At 41.9% G+C, this 21,290-nt stretch carries 19 protein-coding genes and 1 tRNA gene; 14 read left to right on the top strand and 6 right to left on the bottom strand.

Annotated elements, in window-relative coordinates:
* Positions 1-193: 193 nt before the first annotated feature.
* The 8 genes from cstA (at position 194) to JI723_RS17090 (ending at position 8,736) form a co-directional block, all read left to right on the top strand.
* Positions 194-2,287: a pyruvate/proton symporter CstA gene (gene cstA / locus JI723_RS17055; protein ID WP_070925420.1), complete on the top strand. Its 2,094-nt coding sequence runs from the start codon at positions 194-196 to the stop codon at positions 2,285-2,287.
* Positions 2,288-2,313: 26 nt separating this feature from the next.
* Positions 2,314-2,511 (top strand): YbdD/YjiX family protein, encoded by a 198-nt coding sequence (locus JI723_RS17060; protein ID WP_070925419.1) that lies wholly within the window; start codon positions 2,314-2,316, stop codon positions 2,509-2,511.
* Between the two features lie 552 nt (positions 2,512-3,063).
* Positions 3,064-3,753 carry a D-galactonate utilization transcriptional regulator DgoR gene (gene dgoR, locus JI723_RS17065; RefSeq protein WP_140182985.1) on the top strand — a complete coding sequence of 230 codons (690 nt, stop codon included), beginning with the start codon at positions 3,064-3,066 and terminating at the stop codon, positions 3,751-3,753.
* On the top strand, positions 3,750-4,625 hold the full coding sequence (locus JI723_RS17070; RefSeq protein WP_337979586.1) for a 2-dehydro-3-deoxygalactonokinase: 876 nt from the start codon (positions 3,750-3,752) through the stop codon (positions 4,623-4,625). The genes dgoR and JI723_RS17070 overlap by 4 nt, the downstream gene beginning before the upstream one ends.
* Positions 4,609-5,226, top strand: coding sequence for a 2-dehydro-3-deoxy-6-phosphogalactonate aldolase (locus JI723_RS17075; protein ID WP_272581280.1), 618 nt, complete (start codon positions 4,609-4,611; stop codon positions 5,224-5,226). The genes JI723_RS17070 and JI723_RS17075 overlap by 17 nt, the downstream gene beginning before the upstream one ends.
* The gene (dgoD, locus tag JI723_RS17080) at positions 5,223-6,371 is read left to right on the top strand and encodes a galactonate dehydratase (RefSeq protein ID WP_140182988.1); all 1,149 of its coding nucleotides are present in this window, start codon (positions 5,223-5,225) and stop codon (positions 6,369-6,371) included. Before JI723_RS17075 ends, dgoD begins: the two co-directional genes overlap by 4 nt.
* 92 nt (positions 6,372-6,463) lie before the next feature.
* Complete coding sequence (locus JI723_RS17085; RefSeq protein WP_272581281.1) at positions 6,464-7,771, top strand: MFS transporter; 1,308 nt, start codon at positions 6,464-6,466, stop codon at positions 7,769-7,771.
* 14 nt (positions 7,772-7,785) lie between these two features.
* Complete coding sequence (locus tag JI723_RS17090) at positions 7,786-8,736, top strand: 2-hydroxyacid dehydrogenase (RefSeq protein WP_140186386.1); 951 nt, start codon at positions 7,786-7,788, stop codon at positions 8,734-8,736.
* Between the two features lie 263 nt (positions 8,737-8,999).
* On the opposite strand, the gene efp is transcribed toward JI723_RS17090, so the two are convergent.
* Positions 9,000-9,566: an elongation factor P gene (efp, locus tag JI723_RS17095; RefSeq protein WP_070925414.1), complete on the bottom strand. Its 567-nt coding sequence runs from the start codon at positions 9,564-9,566 to the stop codon at positions 9,000-9,002.
* A gap of 44 nt (positions 9,567-9,610) precedes the next feature.
* Between efp and epmB the strand changes: the two genes are divergently transcribed.
* A complete protein-coding gene (gene epmB, locus JI723_RS17100; RefSeq protein ID WP_272581282.1) occupies positions 9,611-10,639 on the top strand; it encodes an EF-P beta-lysylation protein EpmB in 1,029 nt (342 codons plus the stop codon).
* Positions 10,640-10,688: 49 nt separating this feature from the next.
* On the opposite strand, the gene JI723_RS17105 is transcribed toward epmB, so the two are convergent.
* The 4 genes from JI723_RS17105 to JI723_RS17120 form a co-directional block, all read right to left on the bottom strand.
* Positions 10,689-11,033, bottom strand: coding sequence for a DUF4156 domain-containing protein (locus tag JI723_RS17105; protein ID WP_272581283.1), 345 nt, complete (start codon positions 11,031-11,033; stop codon positions 10,689-10,691).
* A gap of 522 nt (positions 11,034-11,555) precedes the next feature.
* Positions 11,556-13,199 (bottom strand): chaperonin GroEL, encoded by a 1,644-nt coding sequence (gene groL / locus JI723_RS17110; protein ID WP_140182992.1) that lies wholly within the window; start codon positions 13,197-13,199, stop codon positions 11,556-11,558.
* A 51-nt stretch (positions 13,200-13,250) separates the two neighbouring features.
* The gene (locus JI723_RS17115; RefSeq protein WP_008914587.1) at positions 13,251-13,544 is read right to left on the bottom strand and encodes a co-chaperone GroES; all 294 of its coding nucleotides are present in this window, start codon (positions 13,542-13,544) and stop codon (positions 13,251-13,253) included.
* 160 nt (positions 13,545-13,704) lie between these two features.
* Positions 13,705-14,220 carry an FxsA family protein gene (locus JI723_RS17120; protein ID WP_070925411.1) on the bottom strand — a complete coding sequence of 172 codons (516 nt, stop codon included), beginning with the start codon at positions 14,218-14,220 and terminating at the stop codon, positions 13,705-13,707.
* A 397-nt stretch (positions 14,221-14,617) separates the two neighbouring features.
* On the opposite strand from JI723_RS17120, the gene aspA reads away from it, so the two are divergent.
* Positions 14,618-16,042 carry an aspartate ammonia-lyase gene (gene aspA / locus JI723_RS17125; RefSeq protein WP_272581284.1) on the top strand — a complete coding sequence of 475 codons (1,425 nt, stop codon included), beginning with the start codon at positions 14,618-14,620 and terminating at the stop codon, positions 16,040-16,042.
* A gap of 145 nt (positions 16,043-16,187) precedes the next feature.
* The gene (locus tag JI723_RS17130) at positions 16,188-17,510 is read left to right on the top strand and encodes an anaerobic C4-dicarboxylate transporter (protein WP_272581285.1); all 1,323 of its coding nucleotides are present in this window, start codon (positions 16,188-16,190) and stop codon (positions 17,508-17,510) included.
* A gap of 60 nt (positions 17,511-17,570) precedes the next feature.
* Here JI723_RS17130 and JI723_RS17135 read toward each other — a convergent pair whose 3' ends face one another.
* Positions 17,571-18,710: a glycerate kinase gene (locus JI723_RS17135; RefSeq protein ID WP_070925408.1), complete on the bottom strand. Its 1,140-nt coding sequence runs from the start codon at positions 18,708-18,710 to the stop codon at positions 17,571-17,573.
* 313 nt (positions 18,711-19,023) lie between these two features.
* On the opposite strand from JI723_RS17135, the gene JI723_RS17140 reads away from it, so the two are divergent.
* From JI723_RS17140 to JI723_RS17150, 3 genes are all read left to right on the top strand, one after another.
* Positions 19,024-20,319, top strand: a complete 1,296-nt coding sequence (locus JI723_RS17140) for a uracil/xanthine transporter (RefSeq protein ID WP_337979587.1) — start codon at positions 19,024-19,026, stop codon at positions 20,317-20,319.
* Between the two features lie 145 nt (positions 20,320-20,464).
* The gene (gene dicD, locus JI723_RS17145) at positions 20,465-21,043 is read left to right on the top strand and encodes a division control transcriptional repressor DicD (protein WP_070925407.1); all 579 of its coding nucleotides are present in this window, start codon (positions 20,465-20,467) and stop codon (positions 21,041-21,043) included.
* A 125-nt stretch (positions 21,044-21,168) separates the two neighbouring features.
* A tRNA-Phe gene (locus JI723_RS17150) sits at positions 21,169-21,244 on the top strand.
* Positions 21,245-21,290: the final 46 nt, after the last annotated feature.

Genomic DNA, 21,290 nt, shown 5'->3' on the forward strand with positions numbered 1-21,290 from the left:
TTTAGCTTAAAACAAAATAAAATCCAGAAAATTTCTATAAATTAGTGATATTAATTGCAGTTATTAAATTTATTTACTTTTACGGGATGGTTTCACGTTTTAGCTATTTTGCCTTTCTGCTAACTCAAGCTATATGTGTCATTAGCATCACAATAATTGATAACGGTTTGATTATGAAACGGATGGGGTGGCTATGGGTAAACAATTAATTTGGATTGTGCTCGCGGTACTTGGCGCTTTTGCGCTCGGTTACATCGCATTAAATCGAGGCGAGCAAATAAATGCGTTATGGATAGTGGTTGCTGCTGTCTGTGTCTATTTAATCGCTTATCGCTACTATGGGTTGTTTATTGCCAAAAAAGTGCTGCAAGTCGATGAAACACGTATGACTCCATCAATTCGCCACAATGATGGCTTAGACTATGTACCTACCGATAAAAAAGTCTTATTTGGCCACCATTTTGCCGCGATCGCTGGAGCTGGGCCACTTGTAGGGCCAGTCTTGGCAGCACAAATGGGCTACTTACCCGGTATGCTATGGTTACTGGCTGGAGTCGTACTAGCCGGTGCTGTTCAAGATTTTATGGTGCTTTTTGTCTCAACTCGGCGCGATGGTCGCTCTCTTGGCGAACTCGTTAAAGAAGAGATGGGAAATACGGCGGGAATTTTAGCACTTATCGCCTGTTTTATGATTATGGTGATCATCCTTGCGGTACTTGCGATGATCGTAGTAAAAGCCTTAACTCATAGCCCTTGGGGTACTTATACCGTTGCCTTCACCATCCCTCTCGCCATTTTTATGGGAATTTACACCCGCTATATCCGCCCAGGCCGAATTGGTGAAGTTTCAATTATTGGCCTAATATTTCTGGTTTTTGCGATCATCTCTGGAGGCTGGGTCGCTGAAAGTGAAACGTGGGCACCTTATTTTGATTATACAGGCGTACAATTAACGTGGATGTTGGTTGGCTATGGTTTTATCGCAGCGGTCTTGCCAGTTTGGTTGTTATTGGCACCGCGTGACTACCTCTCAACATTCTTAAAAATTGGTACCATTATCGGTCTCGCAATCGGTATTCTCATTTTAAATCCAAATCTGCAAATGCCATCACTAACTAAGTTTATTGATGGTACTGGTCCTGTTTGGGCTGGTGATTTGTTCCCATTCTTATTTATTACTATTGCTTGTGGCGCAGTATCCGGTTTCCACGCACTGATTGCATCGGGCACCACCCCTAAAATGTTGGCTAACGAAAACCAAGCATGTTTTATCGGCTATGGTGGAATGTTAATGGAGTCTTTTGTTGCTATCATGGCGCTGGTTGCAGCTTGTGTGATTGACCCAGGTGTTTATTTTGCCATGAACAGCCCATTAGCCATGCTAGCGCCAGCCGGAACAGAAGACGTAGTCTCGTCAGCTGCGCAAGTTGTCAGTAGCTGGGGCTTCCACATCACACCTGATCAGCTCACTAATATTGCCAACGAAGTCGGAGAGAAAAGTATCATCTCTCGTGCAGGGGGTGCGCCAACACTCGCTGTAGGTATGGCCTATATTCTTCATGGTGCCCTTGGTGGGTTAATGAATGTTTCTTTCTGGTACCACTTTGCTATCTTGTTCGAGGCATTATTTATTTTGACTGCGGTAGATGCAGGAACACGAGCCGCACGCTTTATGTTACAAGATTTATTAGGCGTAATCTCTCCTTCCTTGAAACGTACAGATTCATTACCTGCAAACCTTATCGCAACGGCATTGTGCGTCCTAGCTTGGGGCTACTTCTTGCATCAAGGGGTTGTCGATCCACTCGGTGGTATCAACACGCTATGGCCTCTGTTCGGTATTGCCAACCAAATGCTTGCGGGTATGGCTCTGATGCTTTGCGCAGTGGTTCTGTTCAAGATGAAGCGTCAGAGATACGCTTGGGTTGCTTTAGTCCCCACCGCATGGCTACTGATATGTACTATGACTGCTGGATGGGAGAAAACCTTCAGTGAAGATGCTCGTGTTGGTTTCTTAGCTGTTGCCAATAAATTCCAAGCAATGATTGATAGTGGTAATATTCCATCTCAATATACCGAGTCACAGCTAGTACAATTGATTTTTAATAACCGTTTAGATGCTGGGCTAACTATTTTCTTTATGATTGTTGTAGTGCTACTCGCACTATTCTCAATCCGTACGGCTTTGAAGGCATTAAACACCTCTGAGCCTAGCGCCAATGAAGTCCCCTATGAGCCTATGCCTGCTAACTATAAAGAAATTGTAGCAAATACACGACACCACTAGTTGATTTGACTAGTTAGGAGGTAAATATGTTTGGTTCACTTGGTAATGCAGCTCGCTACTTAGGGCAAGCTGCAAAAATGATGATTGGTGTGCCTGACTATGATAATTATGTTGCACATATGCAGCTTAATCATCCAGATCAGACACCGATGACCTATGAAGAGTTCTTTAAAGATCGCCAAGATGCTCGTTATGGCGGCAAAGGTGGTTTTAAGTGCTGCTGAGTTAATACCAATTTAAGTACAAAAAACTGTTATGTTTGAAATGGCCCTCAGTGGTTGGATAACCAATACTGGGGGTCTTTTTATAGCAAAATATAATCACAATTTAAAAATGACGATCACAAGCAAATCCTTCCATCACTGCATGTGATTACCATCAACACTCTTAGGTAATTCTTGTTTTCACGATCACCTATTTTCTTCAGTTAATGGCGCTATTTGGGATCGTGATGATCAAAACTCCTCGGAAGCACTACCGTTATCTAGGGCGTTTTTAGCTTATTTATCCCTTCGCCATCAGCCAATTCCATTCATCAGCTGTACTACAAAGCCGTAGAAAATACACACGCTAATTTTTAGCTAATAAAGCATTTTTAGTATTTTTGCGCGAGTTTTGTTTCTTTTGTGATCATGATCGTAGTGCAATAATTACAAATTGTACTACAATCATGAAAAATGATGAAGAATAATAAGTATATTGGTACTACAAAATTGAAGAAGAATTCAGCGTAAATGGTAAAGTAGAGCAGTACATATAACGCATAAGGACGACATATGACTCTCAACAAAACTGATCGCATCGTGATTACGCTAGGGAAACAAATTATCAGCGGTAAGTACGTGCCAGGTTCAGCATTACCCGCAGAAGCTGATTTATGTGAGGAATTTGAAACCTCACGCAACATTATTCGCGAAGTATTTCGCTCGCTGCTTGCGAAGCGACTAATCACCATCAAACGGTACTCTGGGGCATACGTTGCCTTAAGAAACCAATGGAATTACTTAGATACAGATGTTTTGCAATGGGTACTCGAACACGACTATGACCCACGGCTTATTACTGCCATGAGTGAAGTGAGGAATTTAGTTGAGCCAGCCATAGCGCGTTGGGCCGCTCAAAGGGCAACCTCAAGCGATTTAGCTGAAATTGAATCAGCGCTCAATGACATGATTGCCAACAATCAAAACAGAGAAGCTTTTAACGAAGCGGATATTCGCTATCACGAAGCGGTTTTGAAGTCGGTCGATAACCCAGTTTTACAACAGCTCAATGTTGCGATCAGTTCACTTCAACGAGCGGTATTTGAACGGACTTGGCGAGGTGATGAAGGCAACATGCCAAAAACTCTCCAAGAACATAAAGCGCTGTTTGATGCAATTCGGCATCAAGACAGTGATGCGGCAGAGCAAGCGGCATTGACGATGATCGCAAGCTCAACACAAAGGCTAAAGGAAATCACATGACAGCTCGCTACATCGTAATTGACTGGGGATCGACTAATCTACGTGCTTGGCTTTATCAAGATGACAAATGTCTAGCAAGTAAACAATCAGAAGCAGGTATTACGCGTCTGAATGGGAAATCTCCTCAAACGGTGTTAGCAGAAATGATAGGAAGTTGGCGAAATAGTGCCACCCCTGTAATTATGGCGGGAATGGTTGGGAGTAATGTAGGTTGGAAAGTTGCTCCTTATTTATCTGTTCCCACTCATTTCACTGCAATTGGAGAGCAATTAACCTCTGTTAGCGACAATATTTGGATCATTCCTGGCTTATGTGTTTCTCGTGAAGATAATCACAACGTAATGCGAGGAGAAGAAACTCAATTACTTGGCGCGCATGCACTCTCTCCATCTTCTGTCTATGTGATGCCTGGTACTCACTGTAAATGGGTTCAGGCTGACCGTGAGCAAATCCTTGATTTTCGAACCGTCATAACGGGTGAATTACATTATTTGCTACTGCACCATTCGTTAGTAGGGGCTGGTCTGCCAGAGCAACAACGCTGTGCTGATGCTTTTACTACGGGATTGGAGCAAGGTCTTTCTACGCCTTTAATTTTGCCGCAGCTCTTTGAAGTGCGTGCTTCTCATCTATTAGGAACTTTACCGCGAGAGCACGTGAGCGAATTTTTATCTGGTCTGCTAATTGGTGCTGAAGTGATGTCAATGAGCCAACACTTTGATGATAAGCAGATCACTATCGTGGCTGGAGATGCGCTATCAAACCGCTACCAACAGGCATTCGGTGCAATAGGACGCAAATCTTCAGTCATTTCTGGAGAGACGGCATTTTTAACAGGTATAAGGAGCATTGCTCATGCAGTGGCAAACTAATCTTCCCCTTATAGCCATCTTGCGAGGTATTCCCCCAAAAGATGCTATAGCACATGTCGGTGCCATTATTGAGGCAGATTTTGATGCAATTGAAATTCCGCTGAATTCCCCCGAATGGGAAAAAAGTATTCCTGCCATTTTAGACGCTTATGGTGATAAGGCTCTTATTGGGGCAGGAACAGTACTTAAACCTGAGCAAGTCAATCAGCTTGCTGATATGGGTTGTAAGCTAATCGTTACGCCAAATATACAGCCAGAGGTGATCCGTAGGGCTGTCAGTTTCGGTATGACAGTGTGTCCTGGATGCGCTACAGCAACGGAGGCTTTCACTGCACTTGATGCAGGTGCCCAGTCTTTAAAAATATTTCCATCTTCAACCTTCGGGCCAACATACATCAAAGCACTAAAAGCAGTACTTCCACCAGATATTCCTATTTTTGCTGTTGGCGGTGTCACACCTGAAAACTTAAAGCAATGGATAGAGGCAGGCTGTACGGGTGCTGGATTAGGTAGTGATCTTTATCGTGCTAATCAATCCATTGAGCGCACGGCAACACAGGCAGCAGCATTTGTTAAGGCGTATCGAGAGGCAGTGGAATGAAGATCACAAAACTTACTACATATCGTTTGCCCCCGCGTTGGATGTTTCTAAAAATTGAAACTGATGAAGGTATTGTTGGTTGGGGAGAACCTATTATTGAAGGCCGAGCACGTACAGTCGAAGCCGCAGTCCATGAGCTAAGTGACTACTTAATTGGTCAAGATCCTGCTCGTATTAATGATTTATGGCAAGTCATGTACCGCGCAGGCTTCTATCGCGGAGGCCCTATTATGATGAGTGCCATTGCAGGTATTGACCAAGCTCTGTGGGATATTAAAGGCAAAGTATTGAATGCACCTGTTTGGCAGCTTATGGGGGGCTTAGTACGCGATAAAATCAAAGCTTACAGCTGGGTGGGTGGAGATAGACCCGCGGAAGTCATTGATGGAATAAAAAAATTACGAAACATTGGTTTTGATACTTTCAAACTCAATGGCTGCGAAGAAATGGGATTAATTGATAGTCACCATAAAATCGATGCGGCTGTCGCCACTGTGGCACAAATACGTGAAGCATTTGGTCATGATATTGAATTTGGGCTTGATTTCCATGGGCGAGTCAGTGCGCCAATGGCAAAAGTCTTAATTAGTGAGTTAGAACAATACCGTCCTTTATTTATTGAAGAGCCCGTATTAGCCGAGCAAGCGGAATATTACCCACGATTAGCCGCACAAACTTCGATTCCATTGGCAGCAGGCGAACGCATGTACTCACGCTTTGATTTTAAACGCGTGCTAGATGCAGGTGGCTTAGCGATTTTGCAACCAGATTTATCACATGCTGGCGGCATAACTGAATGCTATAAAATTGCAGGTATGGCAGAAGCTTATGATGTCGCATTAGCGCCACATTGCCCTTTAGGCCCAATCGCTTTAGCGGCTTGTTTGCACATTGATTTTGTATCGCGCAATGCGATATTTCAAGAGCAAAGCATGGGAATCCATTATAACCAAGGTGCAGAGTTACTTGATTTTGTTAAAAATAAAGACGATTTCAACATGCAAGGTGGTTTCTTTATGCCATTAATGAAACCAGGCCTTGGCGTGGAGATTGATGAAGAAAAAGTGATTGAACTCAGTAAACAAGCCCCTGACTGGCGTAATCCTGTCTGGCGCCTCGAAGATGGTGTTATTGCCGAGTGGTAACAATTGAATTAATTCATTGAGTTATCAATATTAATCTTGTCTTCGTCAGGTGTTTTTCTCCTTTCGAAGGTAGACTCATGAGGTACTAATTTATGAGCATCGCCCTCTATACTTCTACACTAAAAAAATTAAATAGTAAGATTATTCCTTTTGCCATTATTGGCTATTTTATTGCGAATCTTGATAAGACCAATATTTCTATCGCAGCATTACAGATGAATGCCGACCTAGGGTTAACTGCAAGTATGTATGGCCTTGGTGTAGGAATGTTTTATATCTCCTATATTATTTTTGAAATTCCGAGCAATATTATTATGACCCGTGTTGGCGCACGAGTCTGGATTGCTAGGATAATGATCACATGGGGATTAGTCAGTGCGGGAATGTCATTAGTTCAAACACCCACACAGCTTTATGTTATGAGGTTCCTGTTAGGTATGGCTGAAGCAGGGTTCACCCCAGGGATTATTTATTACATCTCATGTTGGTTCCCAAGAAGTAACCGTGCACGCGCAATGTCATTTTTCTATATGGGATCTGTCTTAGCATCGATTATTGGCTTACCAATGTCAGGATCAATTCTAAATATGCATGGTATTGCTGATATTGCTGGCTGGCGTTGGATGTTTGCTATTGAGGGACTACCTGCCGTTATTCTAGGGATTATTATTTTATGGCGTTTACCATCTAGCCCAGAAAAAGCAACGTGGTTATCTGAACCAGAAAAGAAATGGCTTATTACTCAGCTAGAAGAAGATAATAAAGATGTTGTGGTAAATAAAAACCATTCATGGCTGAGTTCACTAAAAAATAGAGTGGTGCTATTGCTGAGTTTAGTTTGGTTCTTGCAAGCATTTGGTTCTATTGGTATTACACTATTCTTACCATTAATTCTGAAGAGCATTGTCAGTGAACAAAGTAATTTTGTCATAAGTCTCTTATCGGCTGTCCCATTTGTTTTTGCTTGTTTATTTATGTATCTCAATGGTCGTCATTCTGATATGACTAAAGAACGTTCGCTACACATGGGATTACCCTTGATTCTAGCAGGCATATCATTAGCAATTGCGATTTACAGTAATAACTTATTACTCTCATATATTTTGCTAGTCCTGACTGTTGGATTCAACTTTGCATTAACACCTATTTTCTGGGCTGTTACAACAGAAAAACTGGCAGGTGTCGCCGCGGCAGCTTCCATTGCTTTTATTAACACAATTGCGAATTTTGTGGGGTTAGGTTTACCACCATTATTGGGCAAGATAAAAGACCTTACAGATAGCTACCATTATGGTTTATTAATTGTGGCAATTGCTCTGGTATTAGGTGGAATTGTTGGCATTGTGGTCGCTCGCCCAAACAAAAATACCGCTACTGAAGATCCAGCTCTCACCTCTTAATAGAAGAAAATGATATGACAAAATTAAAAGTACTTAAACAAGCCTATTTACCTAGCCAGCTCACTGAAAAACTTAAAGAGATCTATGATATTTATGAATATAACGAGCTCACTTCTGAGGCGTTTTCTACACTAGCAAAAGAATTCAGTATTATGATTGCTAATGGTGAATCAACCGTGACTCGTGAGCTGATTAAAAGCCTACCGTCATTAGAACTTATCGCAGTTTTTGGTGTTGGCTATGATGGTGTTGATATTCACGCAGCAGCTGAACATCATGTTGCAGTCAGCCATACACCAGGCGTATTAACCGATGATGTTGCCGATCTTGCTATGGGGCTTATGCTATCAACTTCACGGAAAATTGTTGCCGCACAGAAATTTATCGAAGCAGGCCATTGGCAAGCAGGTAATTTCCCATGGACACGAAAAGTTTCGGGGTCTCGAATCGGAATTGTTGGTATGGGCAGAATAGGTAGAGCCATTGCTCAACGCTGTGAAGGTTTTTCTATGCAAATTACTTATAGTGACCACAAAGTGATTCCCGATGTGAATTATCCTTGGGTCAAAGATATTGCTGATTTAGCCTCTCAAAGCGATTTTTTAATGGTCTGCACACCAGGAAACTCAGAAAACAAAGCGCTTATTGACGAAAAAATTCTAAAAGCGCTCGGCTCTGATGGTATTTTAATCAACATATCACGGGGCAGCGTGATTGATGAATCTGCATTGGTCAATGCGTTACAGCAAGGGATTATCGCTGGTGCTGGATTAGATGTGTTTAGTGATGAGCCTAATGTGCCAGAAAGTCTATTACACTGTGATAATGTTGTTGTTACACCTCATATGGCAAGCGCAACTTGGTCTACCAGAATGGCTATGTCACGGCTGGTTTTAGATAATATAGCTAAATGGGTTGAAAGTAAGGCTCTCGTGACGCCTATACCAGAAATGATGGCATCGTGATTTTATGCCTATCGAGAGGCTATTTTGCTTCAGCCGATAGTTTGTTGCTTTTTTAATTGTACAACCTGTGAAGGGTGAATAATCCGAGGCAACATCACAAACAATCTCTTGGATATCAGGATCATCACTCTCTCTTTTGACAAAAGGCCTGACTTCGACTAAATGTCGAAATCAGGCCTTCTCACAAGCCGCTTAACTAAAAATGTCCCACTTTATGGGGCCATTTAACGCATTACGGTTTTTTAATCTCAATCAAACAGGTATTATTTCACACGTGAAACGTATTCGCCTGAACGAGTATCAACTTTGATGACTTCACCAATCTGAACGAACAGAGGTACTTTAACCACTGCACCGGTGCTCAGAGTTGCTGGTTTACCACCAGTACCCGCAGTATCACCTTTCAGACCAGGATCGGTATCAGTGATTTCCAACTCAACAAAGTTAGGCGGAGTCACTGCGATTGGGCGGCCATTCCACAGAGTCAAAATACACTCAGCTTGGTCGATCAGCCACTTAGCGTTATCACCAACCGCTTTTTCGTCAGCTGCTAGCTGTTCGAAAGTTTCGTTGTTCATGAAATGCCAAAACTCACCGTCGTTATAAAGGTAAGTTAGGTTCATATCCATGACATCTGCACCTTCGACAGAATCAGTAGACTTAAATGTTTTTTCCAACAGTTTGTTAGAAATCAGTTTACGAATACGAACACGTGCAAACGCCTGACCTTTACCCGGTTTAACGAATTCACTATCAAGAATTGCACAAGGTTCGCCATCTAACATGATTTTAAGACCTGAGCGGAATTCATTGGTACTATAAGTAGCCATGGAGATCCTCTAAATTTATACACTAAAAATGGCATAGCCAAAAAATGGTCGATATTGTAACTCAAAACACCCTGTCCAGAGAAGTCTGGATACAACAACTTGCTGAAGCAATCACTAATCCTAATGAATTGCTACAAATACTGGGGCTAGAAAACCATCAGGCATCGAAAGATGGTAATGATGCACGTAAATTATTTCCATTACGCGTACCAAGGCCATTTATTTCACGCATGAAAAAAGGCGATCCACAAGACCCTCTGCTATTGCAAGTATTAACTGCAAGAGCAGAATTCGATACCCATCCGGGTTTTTCTACTGATCCATTAGAAGAACAAGATAATGAGATCCCCAGTTTACTACACAAATATCACAACCGCGCATTGATGTTAGTGAAAGGGGGCTGTGCGGTTAACTGTCGTTACTGCTTTCGCCGTCATTTCCCCTATGAAGACAACAAGGGAAACAAAAATAATTGGTTGATAGCGGTGGATTATATAAAAAACCACACTGAACTCAATGAAATCATCTTTTCAGGTGGTGATCCTCTGATGGCGAAAGATCATGAACTCGATTGGCTAATTGGTCAATTAGAAGCGATCCCGCATATTAAACGTCTGAGGATCCACTCTCGCCTACCCGTTGTTATCCCTGAACGGATTACCGATGGCTTATGTCAAAGGCTAGCCGACTCACGATTACAATCTATTATGGTGACACATATTAACCACGCCAATGAAATAGATGATGAACTACGTAGTGCAATGCAAAAATTGAAAAAGGCAGGCGTCACATTACTCAATCAAAGTGTACTGTTGCGTGGTATTAATGACAATGCCGACACATTGGCTAATTTAAGCAACTCACTGTTTGATGCGGGGATCTTACCCTACTACTTACATGTGCTAGACAAAGTACAAGGGGCGGCCCATTTCTTAGTGAGTGACCAAGAAGCTCGCTTAGTGATTCAACAATTATTAGGGAAAATTTCAGGTTATCTCGTCCCTAAATTAGCCCGAGAAATTGGGGGAGAGCCGAGTAAAACGTTACTCGACCTAAATTTGAGGCAGTGCTGAAATGCAAACGCCCAGACTGAATAAAGCAGCTGGGCGTTAAATATTCATTTTAGGGGCACTTATAAACTTGGCCTACAATCTTGCTATCCACAGGGATGAAGCTAGAGATAATGCTTTCACTTGGGCTAGATGCACCAAAAATAACGTTTCCGCCCATTTCACCCGCTTTGTTACGCAGGTCGTTCGCTGCGCCACGCATAGAGCTAGAATCGCTATTAACACCGCTCAACCAATTGCTTTGAGTTCCTGTGACTTGTCCCAGAAGTTGACAGTCACTACCAGGTTGGTTTTCAACAAAACGAACTTGTGAGCCTGCGGCAGTTAAATTAGTTGTTGTCGAACAACCTGCTAAAAGTAGTAATGCAGCAGCACCAAGCAATACTTTAATTCGCATGTTTTCCCTCATTTATCATTGTGTTTTTGCAGTTGGTTTGAGAACCATTCAATCCTTTCTTCTGTTATTAACGGTGTCATTGAATTGAACCATACCCGTCAGCAAACAGAGTCTACCATAGAATGCGTAAAATACCTTTGCTCGTTACTCATCAAACCAATTATATACTCTAAATAATTCGAGGTGCAGCTAGGTAACCAGTGAGTGAGCCGCCAGAAACCTAGAAAACGATATCATTGGGGCAAACAAAAATAATCACTTATACCTTAACAAAAAGCGCTACAACTTGAAGTATCACGAGTATAGCCTTACCCCAAATATAACCTGATGCGTACCTTTAGCGCAAAAATAAATGCACAAATATCTAATTAAAATCAGAGTTATTATCGCAATACGACATTTTGAACATCGTAATAATTAACTTAGCATGTCTAGATATAAAAAAGCCGGTACCGCTAGTAAAACTAGCAATACCGGCTGACAGTACTTAGTGATTAAATGAACGTGATGTCGCCAAATGGCTTACATCATGCCGCCCATTCCACCCATACCGCCCATACCTGCGCCACCTAAATCAGGAGCGTCATCTTTCGGTAGATCGGTGATCATCGCTTCAGTGGTGATCATCAGACCTGCGATAGATGCTGCGAATTGCAGTGCAGAACGGGTTACTTTAGTTGGATCCAAAATACCCATATCGATCATGTCGCCATAAGTATCAGTCGCCGCGTTGTAACCTTCGTTACCTTTCGATGCTTTAACTGTGTTAACAACCACAGAGGCTTCTTCACCTGCGTTAGTGACGATTTGACGCATTGGTGCTTCCATCGCACGTAGTGCAACACGGATACCGACGTTTTGCTCTTCGTTATCACCTTTCAGTGATTCCAGTTTAGCAGCAACACGTACCAGTGCAGTACCACCACCAGCAACAACACCTTCTTCAACCGCAGCACGAGTTGCATGCAGAGCATCATCAACACGAGCACGTTTTTCTTTCATTTCAACTTCAGTTGCTGCACCAACTTTAATTACTGCAACACCACCAGCTAATTTAGCTACGCGCTCTTGCAGTTTTTCACGGTCGTAATCAGAAGTTGATTCTTCGATTTGTTGACGAATTTGAGCAACACGACCAGAAATCGCAGACTCATCACCCACACCATCAATGATAGTCGTGGTATCTTTGTTGATAACGATGCGTTTTGCTTGACCTAAATCTTCTAATGTTGCTTTTTCAAGCTCCATACCGATCTCTTCAGAGATAACGGTCGCATTAGTCAGGATGGCGATATCTTGTAGCATTGCTTTACGGCGATCACCGAAACCAGGTGCTTTAACCGCAGCCACTTTCACGATACCACGCATGGTGTTAACCACGAGAGTTGCCAGTGCTTCACCTTCAACATCTTCAGCGATGATCAGTAGTGGTTTGCTTGCTTTAGCAACGCCTTCTAATACTGGCAGTAATTCACGGATGTTAGAGACTTTTTTGTCAACCAACAGGATGAATGGGTTTTCCAGTTCAACAGCGCCTGTTTCTGGCTTGTTGATGAAATAAGGAGATAGGTAACCACGGTCGAACTGCATACCTTCAACAACATCCAGTTCATCTTCTAGACCAGTACCTTCTTCAACAGTGATAACGCCTTCTTTACCGACTTTATCCATTGCTTCTGCAATTAACTTACCAACGGTTTCGTCAGAGTTTGCAGAAATAGTACCAACTTGAGCAATTGCTTTTGAATCTGAACATGGAACAGACAGTGCTTTCAGCTCTTCAACCGCTGCAACAACAGCTTTATCGATACCGCGTTTCAGATCCATTGGGTTCATACCCGCAGCAACCGCTTTTAGACCTTCGGTCACAATGGCTTGTGCCAGAACTGTTGCAGTTGTAGTACCGTCACCCGCTGCATCATTCGCTTTAGAGGCAACTTCTTTTACCATCTGTGCGCCCATGTTTTCGAATTTATCTTCTAATTCGATTTCACGTGCAACAGAAACACCATCTTTGGTGATAACTGGAGAGCCGAATGATTTATCCAGAACTACGTTGCGTCCTTTAGGACCTAAAGTTACTTTAACTGCATCCGCAAGAATATTCACACCACGAAGCATTTTTACGCGTGCATCACTACCAAATTTAACGTCTTTAGCTGCCATTATTTCTTTCCTTTAAATTCTTTTCGTTAGTTGAGAAGATCTAAGTGAAAATTACGCTTCAACAATCGCTAGAATGTCACTTTCTGACATGATCAACACTTCTTCGTTGTCGATTTTCTCAGCTTTCACGCCATAACCGTCGTTAAAAATAACGATGTCGCCAACTTTCACATCCAGCGCTTTAATTTCGCCATTTTCGAGGATGCGACCGTTACCAACGGCAAGGACTTCACCACGCGTAGATTTACCTGCTGCTGTGCCAGTCAGAACAATGCCGCCAGCAGATTTTGATTCAACTTCTTTACGCTTGACGATAACACGGTCATGCAATGGACGAATTTTCATTAATAGTTCTCCTATAAATAAAGTCCACACTAGGTAAAAGGACGATACCAGTATGCCTAATTAAACCAGTACCATGATTCAGGAGATTGGGGCTAGATAAAGCGACTTCAAGGGGGGGAAGATAAAAATTTTTTAGTTTTTCACTTCCCCCGTAGAGGGATTATGGCTTAGGACGGTTATCTTTTTCTGATTCGGTAGGATCATCTGACTTATCGAGGGTATAAGTTGGGTCATCCTGCTTACGTTGGAATTCCCCTTCAAATGTATCACCTTGTTGATATGGGTTATGACGCCCTGCACTGAAGCCATTTCCCATTGAAGAGAAACGAATATGCGGGATCAAGCGCATCACAAACAATTTTTGAACTGGAGGCAACAATAAAAGCAAGCCAATAAAGTCAGTGAAGAAGCCTGGAACAATCAGTAAGAAACCGGCTAATACTAAAGCTACACTTTTAATCATTTCAGCAGCTGGGCTTTCTCCCGCAGCTATTTTTTGTTGGATCTGCATGACATTTTTCATCCCCTGATTTTTAACTAGAGAGACGCCTAAGCAGGATGTCAGCACGACCAGTATCAATGTTGCTAATACACCAATGGCAGAAGCAACACGAACGAATATAACGGACTCAATATAAATGAGAAGGCAAAGCAATATGAGAGGTAACCAGCGCACAATGTTCTCCTTTGTTTCTATCTTCTTTTTCGCCCCTTAGAAAACCTTTGTGAACTGTATCAAGAGACAACTAACAAAATTAGCATTTCTAATTAGTATAGCCATAATGATTGGGGTCACTATAACGTTTTTCAACTCTCGGAGATTGCTAATTTTTTTAGTTTCATCTGTGAGATTGTTCACACATTTTGAAATCTGTTTCATAAATCAAACTATATAGTGATCTAGGTTCAAGGTAATGATTTAAGAACAGCATATCATCTACCCATAAATCAGTAGATCATTATGCTGATAATGAAGTAACAGGTGTTTTACACCTATAATATTTTGTTTCACGGTATATATATTTTAAAAGCGCATAATAGACAGTAACTGTAATCTAATTAAGAAGGTTCTCATGTCAAACAATACTCGTATCGAAGAAGACCTGTTAGGTCAGAAAGAAGTCCCATCTGATGCCTATTACGGTGTTCATACTCTGCGTGCGATTGAAAACTTTTATATTAGCGACCGCACCATTAATGACGTGCCAGAATTTATTCGGGGCATGGTAATGGTAAAAAAAGCGGCTGCAATGGCGAACAAAGAACTTCACACTATTCCACGCAATATTGCAGACACTATTATTAAAGCCTGTGATGTTGTACTGGAGTCAGGTAAATGCATGGATCAATTCCCTGTTGACGTATTCCAAGGTGGTGCAGGTACATCACTCAATATGAATACCAACGAGGTCCTTGCAAATATTGGTCTTGAACTGATGGGTCATAAAAAAGGGGAATATGAATTCCTCAATCCAAATGACCACTTAAACAAAAGCCAATCAACCAACGATGCATACCCTACTGGTTTCCGTATTGCGGTATACAACTCCGTTGTTAAACTGATTGAATCAGTTGAATACCTCAAAAAAGGCTTTGAGAAAAAAGCAGAAGAATATAAAGACATCCTGAAAATGGGTCGTACCCAATTACAGGATGCAGTGCCAATGACGGTTGGTCAAGAGTTCCATGCATTTGCAACCCTCTTAAAAGAAGAAGAGAAAAACCTAAAACGCAGCATTGAGTTACTGCTGGAAGTTAACTTAGGTGCAACGGCTATCGGTACTGGTTTGAACACTGCGCCGGGTTACCAAAAACTCGCTGTTGAGAAACTGGCTGAAGTAACAGGTTTGCCTTGTGTTCCAGCAGAAGACTTAATCGAAGCAACTTCAGACTGTGGTGCTTACATCACTGTTCACGCAGGTTTAAAACGCCTTGCAGTTAAACTGTCTAAAATCTGTAATGACTTACGTTTACTGTCTTCCGGTCCTCGCGCGGGTCTGAAAGAAATCAATCTGCCTGAATTACAAGCAGGTTCTTCTATCATGCCAGCAAAAGTTAACCCAGTAATCCCAGAAGTGGTTAACCAAGCTTGTTTCAAAGTTATCGGTAACGATATCTGTGTTACAATGGCAGCTGAAGCGGGTCAGCTACAGTTAAACGTCATGGAACCCGCTATCGGTCAAGCCATGTTCGAATCTATTTCGCTGATGAGCAACGCGTGCCGCAACCTAGTTGAAAAATGCGTTAACGGTATTACAGTTAATAAAGAAATCTGTGAAGCGTTCGTGTTTAATTCTATCGGTATCGTCACTTATCTGAACCCATTTATTGGCCACCATAATGGTGATATCGTGGGCAAAATCTGTGCAGAAACAGGTAAGAGCGTACGCGAAGTCGTACTGGAGCGCGGCTTACTGACCGAAGAGCAACTGGATGATATCTTCTCTGTAGAGAACCTAAAACACCCAGCTTATAAAGCGAAACGATTTGATGACTAATCATCTATGTTAAACATAAATAATTCTTAAAAATCAAGGCACGCCTCTCCTTTGGAAAGCGTGCCTTTTTTAATTCATGCACACACAAAAAATTAACATAACAGTTTCATATTTTTAATTTTAAATTTGTCGAGGAGTAAACACTATGTTAGCCGTGGAATTTATAATTGTTCTACTGGCCATATTTTTGGGGGCCCGTCTAGGTGGGATAGGCATCGGCTTTGCCGGTGGCCTTGGTGTACTGGTACTCGCTGCAATTGGCGTGAAACCAGGAACCATTCCATTTGACGTTATCTCAATTATTATGGCGGTCATCGCCGCGATCTCTGCAATGCAAATCGCCGGTGGTCTCGATTACTTAGTTGCCCAAACAGAAAAACTACTACGTCGTAATCCAAAATATATCACCATTCTTGCCCCAATCGTGACCTATTTCCTGACCCTCTTTGCAGGTACAGGTAACATCTCTTTAGCGACATTGCCAGTTATTGCCGAAGTTGCCAAAGAGCAAGGTGTGAAACCATGCCGTCCTCTGTCTACTGCGGTTGTTTCAGCTCAAATTGGTATTACAGCATCACCAATTTCTGCGGCAGTGGTATACATGGCATCGGTAATGGAAAACCCGGCAATGGTTGGTGCTGGTAATACGGTTAGCTACATTACGTTACTCGCTATTTTGCTGCCAGCCACTTTCCTTGCCATTATTCTGATGTCATTCATCATTTCTTGGACATTTAACTCTAAACTGTCTGATGACCCTGTTTATCAAAAACGTTTAGCTGAAGGTTTAGTTGAATTACGTGGTAGTCAAGTCAAAGATATCAAACCGGGCGCTAAATCATCGGTTCTGTTGTTCCTACTCGGTGTTATCTGTGTTGTTATCTACGCCATTGTCAATAGCCCGAGCTTAGGCTTAGTGCAAACACCATTAATGAATACCACTAACGCAATTTTGATCATCATGCTGAGTGTGGCAACATTAATTACCGTGTTCTGTCGTGTTAGCACTGACTCGATCCTCAATTCAAGTACTTTTAAAGCCGGTATGAGTGCATGTATTTGTATCCTTGGTGTTGCTTGGCTAGGTGATACATTTGTACAGCACAATATTGATTGGATTAAAGAAACTGCGGGTGATTTGATCCACGAACATTCATGGATGTTAGCGGTTATTTTCTTCTTCTGTTCAGCGCTGCTTTATTCACAGGCTGCAACAGCAAAAGCATTAATGCCAATGGCATTAGCTTTACATGTTAGCCCACTAACTGCGATTGCATCGTTCTCTGCGGTATCGGGTTTATTTATTCTGCCAACTTATCCAACATTGGTTGCCGCAGTACAAATGGATGATACAGGGACAACACGTATCGGTCGCTTCGTGTTCAACCATCCATTCTTCATTCCAGGTACCATAGCGGTTATTTTATCCGTTACTTTCGGTTTCCTATTTGGTGGAATGATATTGTAGTAAGTGATTCTTTACTTGAACAAAACCCGCAATAATGGCGGGTTTTGTTTTTTTAATGCATTACAATTGCTGTCCCAACTTTAGAACTTTTGCCACATTGTACGCTGTCTGCTGTAGATTCATTGCACCTTCAGTCAGAGCTTCTTCGAGTGGACATAAACGAGGTAAAATACTAAAAAAAGCATCAATGCCTTCTTGATGTAGTGCTTCAACGCCTTTACCTAATACCCCACTCAACGCTATCACTGGCACATTATGTTTCGCTGCCACCTTCGCAATACCGATCGGCGCTTTACCACCTGCGGTTTGCCCATCCATACTGCCCTCACCCACAATCACTAAGTCAGTATCAACAATCTCTTTTTCCAAATTGACGGCTTGGATGACAATTTCAATACCCGGTTTTAGCTGAGCGCCCATAAATGCAGCTGCCGCAACTGAGATCCCACCAGCCGCACCACCACCTGATAAATGACGATAATCTGTGCCTGTCATTTGCTCAATAACATTCGCTAATTGATTCAAACCTTGTTCCAAAGTTATCACCATTTCAGCTGTAGTCCCTTTTTGAGGGCCAAAAATGGCAGCTGCACCACGTTCACCCACTAGTGGGTTATCTACATCACAAGCGATATCAATCTGACAATGCTGTAAACGAGGATCTAAATTTGCTAGGTCGATCTTAGTAATGTGATTTAATACTTCGCCACCCAACCCTAGCACTTGTTGTTGAGCGTCATAGAAAATAGCCCCCAGAGCCTGTAGCATGCCAACGCCACCATCAATTGTCGCGCTACCACCAACACCGAGAATGATCTGTTTAACACCTTTATCTAAGGCATCCTTGATCAACTGACCGGTACCGAAGCTATGCGTTAACATAGGATTGCGATCTTTAGGAGCAACTAGCATCAAACCACTCGCTTCGGCCATCTCAATGACCGCTGTTTCCCCTTGATGCAACAATCCATAAGTTGCCATCACAGTTTGATTTAGCGGCCCACTGACCTCAACAGTGATACGTTCGCCGCCAATCGCTGCAATCAGGGCATCAACTGTACCTTCTCCCCCGTCAGCAATAGGTAAGCTAAGGTAGGTAGCATGTGGAAAGATGGCTTGAAACCCCTGCTTTACTGCATTTGCAGCAAGCTCTGCACTCATACTCTCTTTGAATGAATCAGGTGCTATGATAATTTTCATAAACAAATGTACCTATCAGCCACGCTTTCATCCTCTCATTTTTTAATGCAGAAGAATGTCAAAGCATTAATACTCATGTATGTTAAATGCAATTAGTTAATTTTCTTTAAACACCAACAGTATATACTCTAAATAATTCGAGGTGCAGTTTAGCGATAAGCAAAAATAACTAGGGGGTATAGATAAACTATGTAGCTTGGCATACTGAATGTAGCCTCCATACTTTAACGAAAAGCCCCTGTAACTTGAATGATGACGAATATACTTGACATATTCTAAAGTGCTGTTTAGCTATATTATAGGCGGGGGATCGATGTTAGGCTTAAATAAAGACAGTGTATTATCAGGCTTTCAATGGTTTTTCTTTATTTTTTGCAATACCGTGGTGATCCCCCCCACTTTGCAATCAGCCTTTCAGCTATCTAATGACACCACACTGGTTATTACCCAATATTCATTTATAGCAACATCACTCGCTTGCCTGATCCAAGCTATTATTGGCCATAAACGTTCTATAATGGAAGGATCCGCTGGTTTATGGTGGGGAATGATTTTATCTGTCACTTTTACTGAATCAGCTCAAGGAACCCCGCTTGAAGTTATCGGGATCAGTTTTGCCTTAGGCATTGCCATTGCGGGTCTAATTACTATCTTTATTGGTCTCAGCGGTATTGGTAAATATTTAGCTTTATTATTTTCGCCTAGTGTCATGGCCGTGTTCATGTTTTTACTTGGCGCCAATTTGATTTCTATTTTCCTAAAAGGAATGCTTGGCCTGCCTTTTAATGCCACTGACCAGCCTGTACATATTCAGTTTGATACCTTCTTATTAGCACTGTTTATCATGGCGCTGATCATCGCAATCATTATATTGTTACCCCTCAATATTAATAAATACGCGGTTTTAATCGGTTCAATTTTAGGCTGGATATTATTCCTAGCTTTTTTCTCCCCAGAAATGAGTGTATCAAGCAGCATCAATTGGCAGCTATTTCCACTCGGTAAAGCAGAGTCAATCAATTATGGTATTGTGGCAACCTGTGTGATTACTGCTTTCCTCAATACCTCGAATACCTTTGGTGCAATAAAAGGTACAGATATTTTTCATGAAGGAGCAACAGCCTCCCCTACTATATACCGTCGAAGTTTTGTTGCTTCAGGCATTATGACACTGACATGCTCACCACTTGGTATTGTTCCGTTCGCACCTTTTGTTTCATCAGTTGGATTAATTACTCAAACAGGTGACTCCACCAAAAAACCGTTTATCATTGGTAGCCTCTTCTTTTTAATTATCAGTTTAGTCCCGCTGCTTTCAGGGATTTTCGCTTCCTTTCCCTTAGTCATTAGCAGTACTGTGATGATGGTGACTTATTTGCCATTATTATGGTCTTCTTTACTGTTTATTAATGTATCAAAACTGAATCCTCGCAATATATACCGTCTTGCACTTCCTTTGTTTATAGGTATTTTTTTAATGGGTGTTCCCCCTGCTTATCTGCAAGATATCCCATTAACTATTCGCCCAATAGTGACTAATGGATTACTTATGGGAATTATTATTTCAATCATTTTAGAAAATATTTTTAGGTGGGATAAAGTAAAATAATTTGAGAGGCAATCGTACCGCGGGATGTAAGCCATCAAGCATATCCTGCTTTGCCTAAATGTAAATCGCTATGACTTTGAGGTATGACGAGCGAGTAAACATTGTTATGATTAAAGTATGAGAACAATATGTGACGGAGCTAACAATGTCAGTACAGCGCGAAGAGATTTTAAGCCACGCTCTTAACCAATTAGAAAAACAAGGTTTATCCGCATCGACAGAGCGCCTTCTCCATGAAATTGAACCTAACTTTAGTGTGATCCGCCAGTTTTGGCCTGATGATGAAGCTTTGGTTTATGACTGCCTACGTTATCACGGACAACAAATTGAAATTTGGCAGCGCCAAACTCGCCTAGATGAAACGTTGAGCCCACAACAGAAGCTTACCGCTCGCTATCAACAACTTTATAGTCGTGTCAGTGAAGGCCGTTTCCCTGGGTGCTTATTTGTCTCCGCTTGCAACCACTATCCCGATCCCCAACATCCTATTCACCAACTCAGTCGTCTACAAAAAGACAACTCTTTCTTGTATACCAAAGAGCTGTTAGATGAATTAGATATTGAAGACTCAGAACTCGTCGCAAATCAAATGGAACTTGTCCTAGAAGGCTGTTTAAACCGTCTATTAGTTCAAAGAGACATTCGTGATGTTGAAATTGCTCAACATCTTTCTGAAGATATTTTAGCTATTGCGTTGTGTCGCAAAAAAGGCGCATTAAGCTAAAAACGATCAATCGCGCGTTAAAGCAACAGCTTTTGTTGAAAAAGGAAACACTCAGTTAAAAATTACGTTTTTTTAGCAAAAACTCGTTGACGCAAACCATCTAATGCGGTTTAATGCGCCCCGTTGCCCGGATAGCTCAGTCGGTAGAGCAGGGGATTGAAAATCCCCGTGTCCTTGGTTCGATTCCGAGTCCGGGCACCACGCATTTATAACCCTCGCTTCGGCGGGGGTTTTTGCTTTCTATATC

This window comes from Providencia manganoxydans (genome assembly GCF_016618195.1).
Lineage (GTDB): Bacteria > Pseudomonadota > Gammaproteobacteria > Enterobacterales > Enterobacteriaceae > Providencia > Providencia manganoxydans.

Excerpts from the sequence above, each read along its gene's own strand:
- JI723_RS17060 (WP_070925419.1), top strand. The coding sequence starts at position 2,314 with ATGTTTGGTTCACTTGGTAATGCAGCTCGCTACTTAGGGCAAGCTGCA.
- dicD (WP_070925407.1), top strand. The coding sequence starts at position 20,465 with ATGTCAGTACAGCGCGAAGAGATTTTAAGCCACGCTCTTAACCAATTA.
- JI723_RS17135 (WP_070925408.1), bottom strand. The coding sequence starts at position 18,710 with ATGAAAATTATCATAGCACCTGATTCATTCAAAGAGAGTATGAGTGCA.
- dgoR (WP_140182985.1), top strand. The coding sequence starts at position 3,064 with ATGACTCTCAACAAAACTGATCGCATCGTGATTACGCTAGGGAAACAA.
- groL (WP_140182992.1), bottom strand. The coding sequence starts at position 13,199 with ATGGCAGCTAAAGACGTTAAATTTGGTAGTGATGCACGCGTAAAAATG.
- dgoD (WP_140182988.1), top strand. The coding sequence starts at position 5,223 with ATGAAGATCACAAAACTTACTACATATCGTTTGCCCCCGCGTTGGATG.
- JI723_RS17140 (WP_337979587.1), top strand. The coding sequence starts at position 19,024 with ATGTTAGGCTTAAATAAAGACAGTGTATTATCAGGCTTTCAATGGTTT.
- JI723_RS17115 (WP_008914587.1), bottom strand. The coding sequence starts at position 13,544 with ATGAAAATTCGTCCATTGCATGACCGTGTTATCGTCAAGCGTAAAGAA.
- epmB (WP_272581282.1), top strand. The coding sequence starts at position 9,611 with ATGGTCGATATTGTAACTCAAAACACCCTGTCCAGAGAAGTCTGGATA.
- efp (WP_070925414.1), bottom strand. The coding sequence starts at position 9,566 with ATGGCTACTTATAGTACCAATGAATTCCGCTCAGGTCTTAAAATCATG.
- aspA (WP_272581284.1), top strand. The coding sequence starts at position 14,618 with ATGTCAAACAATACTCGTATCGAAGAAGACCTGTTAGGTCAGAAAGAA.
- cstA (WP_070925420.1), top strand. The coding sequence starts at position 194 with ATGGGTAAACAATTAATTTGGATTGTGCTCGCGGTACTTGGCGCTTTT.
- JI723_RS17070 (WP_337979586.1), top strand. The coding sequence starts at position 3,750 with ATGACAGCTCGCTACATCGTAATTGACTGGGGATCGACTAATCTACGT.
- JI723_RS17085 (WP_272581281.1), top strand. The coding sequence starts at position 6,464 with ATGAGCATCGCCCTCTATACTTCTACACTAAAAAAATTAAATAGTAAG.
- JI723_RS17090 (WP_140186386.1), top strand. The coding sequence starts at position 7,786 with ATGACAAAATTAAAAGTACTTAAACAAGCCTATTTACCTAGCCAGCTC.
- JI723_RS17130 (WP_272581285.1), top strand. The coding sequence starts at position 16,188 with ATGTTAGCCGTGGAATTTATAATTGTTCTACTGGCCATATTTTTGGGG.
- JI723_RS17075 (WP_272581280.1), top strand. The coding sequence starts at position 4,609 with ATGCAGTGGCAAACTAATCTTCCCCTTATAGCCATCTTGCGAGGTATT.
- JI723_RS17105 (WP_272581283.1), bottom strand. The coding sequence starts at position 11,033 with ATGCGAATTAAAGTATTGCTTGGTGCTGCTGCATTACTACTTTTAGCA.